Source organism: Streptomyces sp. NPDC049040, assembly GCF_043197715.1.
GTDB lineage: Bacteria > Actinomycetota > Actinomycetes > Streptomycetales > Streptomycetaceae > Actinacidiphila.
The window spans coordinates 164,384-172,652 of record NZ_JBICTO010000013.1; the positions used below are offsets into that span (position 1 = coordinate 164,384).

Sequence of the window (8,269 nt, forward strand, 5' to 3'; positions counted from 1 at the left end):
GCGTAAGTTTTCCCCAGGGGATCCCTCAGGGGACGTGCCGCCACAGGCACCGCCGGACTGACGAGACTGCAATGGGAGACAACGCGCTCATGAGCGATGTGCTGGAGCTGGTGGACGTATCCGTGGTCCGCGACGGGCGGGCTCTGGTGGACCAGGTCTCGTGGTCGGTCGCCGAGGGCGAGCGCTGGGTCATCCTCGGTCCCAACGGCGCGGGCAAGACCACCCTGCTCAACGTCGCCTCCAGCTACCTCTTCCCCACCTCGGGCACCGTCTCGATCCTCGGTGACAAGCTCGGCGGCGTCGACGTCTTCGAGCTGCGCCCGCGGATCGGCATGGCCGGCGCCGCGATGGCCGAGAAGATGCCCCGCAGGCAGACCGTGCTCGAGACGGTGCTCACCGCCGCGTACGGCATGACCGCCACCTGGAACGAGGGCTACGAGCAGGTCGACGAGGACCGCGCCCGCGCCTTCCTCGACCGGCTCGGGATGAGCGAGTTCCTCGACCGCAGGTTCGGCACCCTGTCCGAGGGCGAGCGCAAGCGCACCCTGATCGCCCGCGCGATGATGTCCGACCCCGAACTGCTGCTGCTCGACGAGCCCGCCGCCGGACTCGACCTCGGCGGCCGCGAGGACCTGGTGCGCCGCCTCGGCCGGCTGGCGCGCGACCCCATCGCGCCCTCCATGATCATGGTCACCCACCATGTCGAGGAGATCGCCCCCGGCTTCACCCACGTGCTGATGATCCGTCAGGGCAAGGTCGTCGCGGCGGGACCGATCGACACCGAACTGAGCTCCCGCAACCTCTCGCTGTGCTTCGGACTCCCGCTGGTCGTCGAACGCCGCGGCGACCGCTACACGGCCGCGGGACTGCCGCTCTCCTAGAAACCGCCCGCAACCGCCCGCAACCGGCCGCGCCGACCCCCGCTCGCCGGACATCCCGGCGGAATGGGCACCGAAAGGGCTGCCGCACCAAGGGCGTTGGCCCCTACGATTGGTTTCGTGGACGCATGGGTGTGGTGGCTGATAGCCGCAGTGGGTCTTGGCATCCCGCTGGTGATCACGGCAATGCCCGAGTTCGGGATGTTCGCGGTCGGCGCGGTGGCAGGTGCCGCCGCCTCGGGGCTCGGCGGCGGGATCGTCGCGCAGGTCATCACCTTCGTGGTGGTGTCCGTCGCGCTGCTGGTCTTCGTACGGCCGCTCGCCTACCGCAACAGGCAGCACGCGGGACAGCGCAGCGGTGTCGACGCGCTCAAGGGCAGGCAGGCCGTCGTCCTGCAACGGGTCGACAGCGGCTCGGACGGCCGGATCAAACTCGCGGGCGAGGTCTGGTCCGCGCGCTCGCTGGAAGCCGACCGGGTGTTCGACGCCGGCCAGCAGGTGGACGTCGTGGAGATCGACGGAGCGACAGCCGTCGTGATGTGACGGCAGAACACCCCTTCCCGGGCCGGGAATTCGCCGAACCCCGCCCGCGGCAGGCGGCTGCTCTGCCAGGATCGATCATGTCGGAATACACCGAATTTCCGCAGGCAAACCGGCGCGGGGAGTGGACATGCAGCCCATCATCATCGTCCTGATCATCCTGGTGGTGCTCGTCTTCATCGCGCTCATCAAGACGGTCCAGGTCATTCCGCAGGCCAGCGCCGCCATCGTCGAGCGCTTCGGCCGCTACACCCGCACCCTCAGCGCGGGGCTGAACATCGTGGTGCCGTTCATCGACACGATCCGCAACCGCATCGACCTGCGCGAACAGGTGGTGCCCTTCCCGCCGCAGCCGGTGATCACCCAGGACAACCTGGTGGTCAACATCGACACCGTCATCTACTACCAGGTCACCGACGCGCGGGCCGCCACCTACGAGGTCGCCAGCTACATCCAGGCCATCGAGCAGCTGACCGTCACCACCCTGCGCAACATCATCGGCGGCATGGACCTGGAACGCACCCTGACCTCCCGCGAGGAGATCAACGCGGCGCTGCGCGGCGTCCTCGACGAGGCCACCGGCAAGTGGGGCATCCGCGTCAACCGCGTCGAGCTCAAGGCCATCGAGCCGCCCACCTCCATCCAGGACTCGATGGAGAAGCAGATGCGCGCCGACCGTGACAAGCGCGCCGCGATCCTCACCGCCGAGGGCATCAGGCAGTCCCAGATCCTCACCGCCGAGGGCGAGAAGCAGTCCTCGATCCTGCGCGCGGAAGGTGACGCCAAGGCCGCCGCGCTGCGGGCCGAAGGCGAGGCCCAGGCCATCCGCACGGTCTTCGAGTCCATCCACGCGGGCGACCCGGACCAGAAGCTGCTGGCCTACCAGTACCTCCAGATGCTGCCGAAGATCGCCGAGGGCGACGCCAACAAGCTCTGGATCATCCCCAGCGAACTCAACGACGCCCTCAAGGGCCTCGGCGGCATAGTCAACCTGCCCGGCAACGGCGGTGGCGGTGGCGGTGGCGGCACCACCACCGCACCCGCACCGCGCCGCGAGGCGGCACCCCGGCGCGAGGCCGCACCCTTCGACAAGGACTGAGACGCCCCGCGGCGGCGGCACCCGCTGTGGCATGATCCATGCGCACCCCTCGACCTGACCGGCGGGGAGGATGCGTACAGATCACGGAGAGCGCAGATGTCCCCAGCAGAAGCACTTGCCGTCCTCGCCGCGGGAATCGGCGCAGGCACCATCAACACCATCGTCGGCTCGGGCACCCTGCTGACCTTCCCCGTGCTGCTCGCCGTCGGCCTGTCACCGGTGACCGCCAACGTCTCCAACGCGCTGGGCCTGGTCCCCGGATCCATCACCGGCGCCATCGGCTACCGGCGCGAACTCGCAGGCCAGCGCGACCGGCTGATGCGGCTCGGCACCGTCGGCCTGCTCGGCGGTGCCACCGGAGCCGTGCTCTTGGTCACCCTGCCGTCGAGCGCGTTCCACGCCATCGTGCCGGTGCTGATCGCCGCCGCCCTCGTCCTGGTCGTACTCCAGCCCCGGCTCGCCCGCGCCGTCCAGGCCCGCCGCGAACGCCTCGGCACCCGCGCCCCCAGCCACGGCGGACCGCTGCTCTTCGCCGGCATGTTCCTTGCCAGCGTCTACGGCGGCTACTTCGGCGCCGCCCAGGGCGTGCTGTACCTGTCGCTGATGGGCCTGCTGCTCGACGAGACCCTGCAACGCGTCAACGGCCTCAAGAACGTCCTGGCCGCCCTGGTCAACGGGGTCGCCGCGGTCTTCTTCGTCATCGTCGCCCACATGGACTGGGCGGCCGTCGGCCTCATCGCGATCGGCGCGACCATCGGCGGCGTGATCGGCGCCCGGGTCGGCAGGCGGCTGCCGCCCACCGCCCTGCGCGCGCTGATCGTCGTCGTCGGCATCGCCGCCATCGTGCAGCTGATCGTCAGATGAAGCCCGCGGCCCGGCCCCGTCCCCCGACGGGGCCCGACCGCGAGACACCCCTGGCCATCGGCGGTCCACGCCTCAGGCCGGCAGCGCCAGCCACTCCGGCAGCCCGTCCCGGTCCCTCACTCCCAGCGCCAGCAGCAGCGCGTCGGCCGGCGTAGGCTCGAACGGCTGCGTGAGCAGCCGCATCCCCGCCTGCTCAGGAGTACGGTCCGCCTTGCGCTGGTTGTCCTCCGAGCACGCCGCCACCGTGTTGAGCCAGGTGTCGCCGCCGCCGCGCGACCGCGGCTGCACATGGTCCACGGTCGTGGCCCGCCGCCCGCAGTACGCGCACCGGTGCCGGTCACGCACCAGCACCCCCCGCCGCGACCACGGGGCCCGTTGTCGGAAAGGCACCCGTACGTAACGGCACAGCCTGATCACCTGCGGCAGTGGTACCTCCACCGCGGCCGCACGGATGCGCAACCCGGGATGCGCCTGCTCCACCACGGCCTTGTCCTGCATCACCAGAACGACCGCACGCCGCAGCGACACCGTCGACAGCGGCTCGAAGCTCGCATTCAGCACCAGCGTGTCACGCATCCCGCCCACCTCCCGGGTCCGCTCCGCCCCCCTGGCGAAGTGGTCCCACTGTGCCCGCGACGTTCACTCGCGGACAACGCAATTTCCCCCCGGCGGACAGCGGATGACCAGGGGGGAATGGCACGGGAAAGAGCAGCGGAAAAGCTTGCGCCCCGGATGCGGGACGTGATGGACGTCCCGTATCCGGGGCGCGCCGGCCGGCGCGGACGCCCGATCCCCAGACCGGGGTCCGGCAGGCGGCGGGGGGCGCGTGGTACCGCCCAGCGCAAACGCCCCGCCGCCCCCGCCTTCGCGGTGCCGACCGGCCCGGCGCCCACCGCGCCACCCGGGCGCATGACCGGGGGCGTCCGGCGGGCCGGGCAGCCACCACTGTGCGGCGGGGCCGTGCCGGGGCGCAACGCATTAATCACCGACCGCGACCGGCCGGCGGACCCGCCCCGGCTCAGCCGCCGGCCGGCACCTCGTACTCGCCGATCAGCTGCGCCCGGCCCAGCGTGTGGAAGCGCAGGTTGAAGCCCACGAAGGCCGGCGACGCGTCCGCGTCGGCATCCAGCTTCTCCTGGTCCACCGCGTAGACCGTGAAGACATAGCGGTGCGGGCCGTCCCCCGGCGGCGGCGCCGCCCCGCCGAAGTCCCGGCTCCCGTAGTCGTTGCGCGCGTGCACCGCACCGGCGGGCAGCCCGGGGAAGTCCCCCGAACCCGCGCCCCGCGGCAGCTCGGTCACCGACGCCGGGATGTCGAACAGCACCCAGTGCCAGAAGCCGCTGCCGGTCGGCGCGTCCGGGTCGTAGCACGTCACCGCGAAGCTCTTGGTCCCCGCGGGGAAGCCCTCCCACCGCAGCTGCGGCGAGACATTGCCCGCCGCGTACACCTGGTCGTCCTTGAGCGCCGCCCCCGCCGTCACATCGTCGCTCACCACGGTGAACGCCGGCACCGGCGGATGGAAGTCATGGGGGAGCGGTCGCCGCGCTTTCTCGGACACCTCGACACCTCTCGATCGCGAACCAATCCTGCGGCCCGAGCCTACGGGCTGCCAGGTGATCGGCGGTGGACCAGCGTGCGGCGTCGGGTACGGGCGGACCGCCCAGGTCACCGGGCGGTCCCCGCCGGCCCTCAGAACCAGTTCCGCTTGCCGCCCACCTCGGCCAGCCACTGGTGGAGGTAGTCCGCCCAGTCGGTCTGCTCGAAGGAGTGCATGCCCATCACGAACGACCGGCAGGTGTCGCCGCCGCTGAACAGCCCCGGCTTCTTGTCCATCTCCATCACCACGTCCATCTCCTGCCCGTCGGAGACGAAGGTGAGCTCCACCTCCTTGAGCCCCGGGTACTGGGAGGGCGAGCGGAACTCGATCTCCTGGTAGAACGGCAGCCGCTGCCGGGTCGAGCGCAGGTGCCCCTTCTCCAGGTCGGCCCCGTGGAAGCGGAAGCCGAGCCGCCCGAACGCGTCGAGCAGCGCCTCCTGGGCCGGCAGCGGGTGCACGTTCACCGGGTCGAGGTCGCCCTTGTCCACCGCACGGGCGATCTGCAGCTCGGTCGTCACTCCGACGTTCATGCCGGTCAGATGCCGCCCCATGAACATCGTCACCGGCGTCTCCCACGGCACCTCGAGGCCGAACTGCACGTTGTGGACCGCACCCGGCTGCAGGACGAACTCGCCCCCGATCTGCTGCGTGTGGAATTCGATGTTCTGGTGGTATTCGACGTCGTTGCCCTGGGCGTCCTTGCGCTCCACCTCCACCTTGGCCTGCAACCCCACCGACAGCCCCTGGATGCGCTGCTCGACGGACCCGCCCTGGATCCGCACCTCCCCCTGGACCACACCTCCCGGTGTGACGTCGGCCTGGAACAGCTCGGTCTCCACCGACGCCCCACCCGCACCCAGACTCGCCATCAGCTTCTTGAAGCCCATTCGGACACCCTCCATCGCCGTTCGTCGCACCGCTCTTGGCGAACTCTACGAACGCAGAGCGCGCCCGGCTGGTTCCACTACGCTCGTGGCCCGTGACCACCGCATCCGAGCGGACCCCGCTGGCCCGCGCGTTCTTCGACCGACCGGTCCTGGAGATAGCCCCCGACCTGCTCGGCCGGGTCCTGGTCCGCACCACAGACGCCGGCCCGATCGAGCTGCGGCTCACCGAGGTCGAAGCCTACGACGGCCCCAACGACCCCGGCTCGCACGCCTACCGGGGCCGCACCGACCGCAACGCGGTGATGTTCGGACCACCCGGGCACACCTACGTCTACTTCACGTACGGCATGTGGCACTGCCTGAACATGGTCTGCGGCCCGGAGGGCACCCCCAGCGGGGTCCTGCTCAGGGGCGGCAGGATCATCGCGGGAGCCGACCTCGCCCGCGTCCACCGCCCCACCTCGCGCAAGGACACCGACCTGGCGCAGGGACCGGCCAGGCTCGCCACCGCCCTGTCCGTCGACCGCACCCTCGACGGCGCCGACGCCTGCTCCGCCTCGGGGGGCCCCTTCCGCATCCTCACCGGCACCCCGCCCGACCCGGCCGCGATCCGCTCGGGGCCGCGGACCGGGGTGGGCGGCGAAGGCGCCGGCCACCCGTGGCGCTACTGGATCGACGGCGACCCCAGCGTCAGCCCCTACCGGCCGCACGCCCCGCGCAAGCGCGGAAATTCCCCAGCGCGGCCCGGGGACGGGACCGCGTAGGCTCGTACCCGCTGCACACACCCCCTGCACACGAGGAGACACGGAACCGTGACGGACATCGTCGACGAGCTGAAGTGGCGCGGGCTGATCGCCGTATCCACTGACGAGGACGCACTGCGCAAGGCGTTCGCGGACGGCCCCGTCACGGTCTATTGCGGCTTCGACCCCACCGCTCCCAGCCTGCACCTCGGCAACCTCGTCCAGATCCTCACCATCCGCCGGCTCCAGCAGGCCGGCCACCGGCCGCTGGGCCTGGTCGGCGGGGCCACCGGGCTGATCGGCGACCCCAAGCCCACCGCGGAGCGGACCCTGAACGACCCCGCCGTCGTCGCCGAGTGGGTGGAGCGGGTACGGGCCCAGATCGAGCCCTACCTGAGCTTCGAGGGGCCGAACGCGGCCGTCATGGTCAACAACCTGGACTGGACCTCGGGGCTGTCCGCCATCGAGTTCATGCGCGACATCGGCAAGCACTTCCGGGTGAACAAGATGATCGCCAAGGAGGCGGTGTCCCGCCGGCTCAACTCGGACCAGGGCATCAGCTACACCGAGTTCAGCTACCAGATCCTCCAGGGCATGGACTTCCTCGAGCTCTACCGGCGCCACGGCTGCACCATGCAGACGGGCGGCAGCGACCAGTGGGGCAACCTCACCGCCGGCATCGACCTCATCCACCGGGTCGAGGGCGCCTCCGTGCACGCGCTGGCCACCCCGCTGATCACCAAGGCGGACGGCACGAAGTTCGGCAAGACCGAGGGCGGCGCCGTCTGGCTCGACCCCGAGATGACCACGCCGTACGCCTTCTACCAGTTCTGGCTGAACGCCGACGACCGCGACATCTCGAACTTCGTCCGCATCTTCAGCTTCAGGTCCCGCGAGGAGATCGAGGAGCTGGAGCGCTCCACCGCGGAGCGCCCGCAGGCCCGCGCTGCCCAGCGCGCGCTGGCGGAGGAGCTCACCACGCTGGTCCACGGCGCCGGCCAGTGCGCCGCCGTGATCGCCGCGTCAAAGGCGCTTTTCGGCCAGGGGGACCTCGCCGACCTCGACGAGCCCACCCTGGCGGCCGCGCTCAGCGAGCTGCCGCGCGCCGAGGTGACGGAACTCGCCCCGGTCGCCGACCTGTTCGCCCTGGTCGAGCTGGCCCCGAGCAAGTCGGCGGCCCGCCGCACCATCAAGGAGGGCGGCGCCTACCTCAACAACGCCAAGGTGGCGAGCGAGGACGAGACCCCGTCCGCGACCGACCTGATCCACGGACGCTGGCTGGTGCTGCGCCGGGGCAAGCGCAACCTCGGAGCGGTCGAACTCCGCTGACACGGCTGGAAATGTAGGTTTGAGCGGCGGCCGAGCTTGACTCGGCCGCCGCTCCTGCGTAACGTAGTCCGAGTCGCCAAAACGGTGAGAGACCTGGTTCACACCGACTCCCACCGCCTGAGCGGAAACCCACCTATCTACGTTCTCCCGATCATCGGGACGATCTCTGGTGCGCCGGAAATCAAATCGATGGGGCTGAACAGCCGATTATGAATCGGTGAAGGAATCGGGTACGGTGGGAACACAACGAAGGGAAAGCCCGGAGGGGCCGGTGAAACGGTCTCGAAGGAAGCTTCCGTTCCTTGAGAACTCAACAGCGTGCCAAAAGTCAA

The 8,269-nt window shown here is 70.5% G+C and carries 10 protein-coding genes; 6 read left to right on the forward strand and 4 right to left on the reverse strand.

Annotated features, from left to right (window positions below; genetic code table 11):
- The first annotated feature begins 89 nt into the window (after positions 1 to 89).
- From ACGFMP_RS27770 to ACGFMP_RS27785, 4 genes are all read left to right on the forward strand, one after another.
- The gene (locus ACGFMP_RS27770) at positions 90 to 881 is read left to right on the forward strand and encodes an ABC transporter ATP-binding protein (protein ID WP_393675757.1); all 792 of its coding nucleotides are present in this window, start codon (positions 90 to 92) and stop codon (positions 879 to 881) included.
- 63 nt (positions 882 to 944) lie between these two features.
- Entirely contained in the window at positions 945 to 1,421 is a 477-nt protein-coding gene (locus ACGFMP_RS27775) for an NfeD family protein (RefSeq protein WP_393675742.1), read from the forward strand.
- Positions 1,422 to 1,548: 127 nt separating this feature from the next.
- Entirely contained in the window at positions 1,549 to 2,517 is a 969-nt protein-coding gene (locus ACGFMP_RS27780) for an SPFH domain-containing protein (protein WP_393675743.1), read from the forward strand.
- A gap of 96 nt (positions 2,518 to 2,613) precedes the next feature.
- The gene (locus tag ACGFMP_RS27785) at positions 2,614 to 3,381 is read left to right on the forward strand and encodes a sulfite exporter TauE/SafE family protein (protein WP_393675744.1); all 768 of its coding nucleotides are present in this window, start codon (positions 2,614 to 2,616) and stop codon (positions 3,379 to 3,381) included.
- 72 nt (positions 3,382 to 3,453) lie between these two features.
- On the opposite strand, the gene ACGFMP_RS27790 is transcribed toward ACGFMP_RS27785, so the two are convergent.
- The 3 genes from ACGFMP_RS27790 to ACGFMP_RS27800 form a co-directional block, all read right to left on the reverse strand.
- Positions 3,454 to 3,957, reverse strand: a complete 504-nt coding sequence (locus ACGFMP_RS27790) for an HNH endonuclease (protein WP_393675745.1) — start codon at positions 3,955 to 3,957, stop codon at positions 3,454 to 3,456.
- A gap of 442 nt (positions 3,958 to 4,399) precedes the next feature.
- The gene (locus ACGFMP_RS27795) at positions 4,400 to 4,939 is read right to left on the reverse strand and encodes a YbhB/YbcL family Raf kinase inhibitor-like protein (protein WP_393675746.1); all 540 of its coding nucleotides are present in this window, start codon (positions 4,937 to 4,939) and stop codon (positions 4,400 to 4,402) included.
- 131 nt (positions 4,940 to 5,070) lie between these two features.
- Positions 5,071 to 5,865 carry a sporulation protein gene (locus tag ACGFMP_RS27800; protein WP_393675747.1) on the reverse strand — a complete coding sequence of 265 codons (795 nt, stop codon included), beginning with the start codon at positions 5,863 to 5,865 and terminating at the stop codon, positions 5,071 to 5,073.
- A gap of 92 nt (positions 5,866 to 5,957) precedes the next feature.
- Between ACGFMP_RS27800 and ACGFMP_RS27805 the strand changes: the two genes are divergently transcribed.
- On the forward strand, positions 5,958 to 6,629 hold the full coding sequence (locus ACGFMP_RS27805; protein ID WP_393675748.1) for a DNA-3-methyladenine glycosylase: 672 nt from the start codon (positions 5,958 to 5,960) through the stop codon (positions 6,627 to 6,629).
- 48 nt (positions 6,630 to 6,677) lie between these two features.
- The gene (gene tyrS / locus ACGFMP_RS27810; RefSeq protein WP_393675749.1) at positions 6,678 to 7,937 is read left to right on the forward strand and encodes a tyrosine--tRNA ligase; all 1,260 of its coding nucleotides are present in this window, start codon (positions 6,678 to 6,680) and stop codon (positions 7,935 to 7,937) included.
- A gap of 137 nt (positions 7,938 to 8,074) precedes the next feature.
- Here tyrS and ACGFMP_RS27815 read toward each other — a convergent pair.
- Positions 8,075 to 8,269: hypothetical protein (locus ACGFMP_RS27815; protein ID WP_393675750.1), on the reverse strand; the 195-nt coding region annotated here is incomplete at its 5' end.

Excerpts from the sequence above, each read along its gene's own strand:
- ACGFMP_RS27770 (WP_393675757.1), top strand. The coding sequence starts at position 90 with ATGAGCGATGTGCTGGAGCTGGTGGACGTATCCGTGGTCCGCGACGGG.
- ACGFMP_RS27775 (WP_393675742.1), top strand. The coding sequence starts at position 945 with ATGGGCACCGAAAGGGCTGCCGCACCAAGGGCGTTGGCCCCTACGATT.
- ACGFMP_RS27780 (WP_393675743.1), top strand. The coding sequence starts at position 1,549 with ATGCAGCCCATCATCATCGTCCTGATCATCCTGGTGGTGCTCGTCTTC.
- ACGFMP_RS27785 (WP_393675744.1), top strand. The coding sequence starts at position 2,614 with ATGTCCCCAGCAGAAGCACTTGCCGTCCTCGCCGCGGGAATCGGCGCA.
- ACGFMP_RS27790 (WP_393675745.1), bottom strand. The coding sequence starts at position 3,957 with ATGCGTGACACGCTGGTGCTGAATGCGAGCTTCGAGCCGCTGTCGACG.
- ACGFMP_RS27800 (WP_393675747.1), bottom strand. The coding sequence starts at position 5,865 with ATGGGCTTCAAGAAGCTGATGGCGAGTCTGGGTGCGGGTGGGGCGTCG.